This is a genomic window from Streptococcus sp. NLN64 (genome assembly GCF_015831295.1).
GTDB lineage: Bacteria > Bacillota > Bacilli > Lactobacillales > Streptococcaceae > Streptococcus.
In genome coordinates, this window is the sequence record NZ_JADXDQ010000072.1 from 1 (window position 1) to 980 (window position 980).

The window sequence follows — 980 nt, forward strand, 5'->3', positions numbered from 1 at the left end:
GAAAACAAATTCTAAAACTGTCTAATCTCTATTCTCTGAAGGATGAGTTTCAGGCTCTCTTTGAGCGAATTTCCAGACTAGATTTCTCACTCCCCATTCCCTATGCAGTAAGGGATACCAGTCCTCCTTTGTTAGGAAATTAGGATACCGAATCAAATAGAATACATTTTTAAAAATCGAGAGTCGCACCAAGGGTGGAGTCTACCCTTTTTTAGGGTGCTAAGGTAGCAGACCCATCTTTATTTATAGTAAAGCTTGATCGTTCATAAAAATCATCAGAATTGCAATTGCTTATTGCTTGTTTCTGATGATTTTTTTGATAGTTACGCAAAGATATTCAGGGTATGAATAATTCGGGTTAAATAAAGCTGCTGTTTCTTTACGTGTATGTCCCTCTTTAACATATTCAAGGACACGTTTTCTAAAATCAATTCCGTATGCCATAAAAATAGTATATCACATACAGTTTAGTATAAAAGAAAAAGCAGTCTCTTAACGAAACCGCTCTAGATATCTGTTGCCAAAATTTGAAAGTTGAAGTAAATTCATAGTATCGACAAATTTTTGCTTTTCACAAGACTATCTGCTATACTTGTTATGAAAGAGGTTGAGCTGGAACTCAACCTCAAGTAGACCGTTTTACGCCTAGCTATTGTTGATGGTTGGTGAACCAACTCATCAACAAACGTCAAATTCTATTTGGAATTTGACTAAGCTATGCACTTGTCACAAGATAAAAAAGATCGTTTCATCTTGTGACTACGATTGGGACGAATGAATGTCGACAGTTAGCCGCTAATCACTCGGTCAAGTTTCTAGCGGTTGGCTGTCATTTTTTATTTTTGTCGTTAATGAACATCAAAATAATTGACAAGAGTTCGAGAATTATAGTCTTTTAGTTTGCTTTTAGTACAAGGCAGCGAGTCGCAGGCAGTACTAAAGTACGGCAAGACGAGCTAACACAGTAATAAAAGATAAAC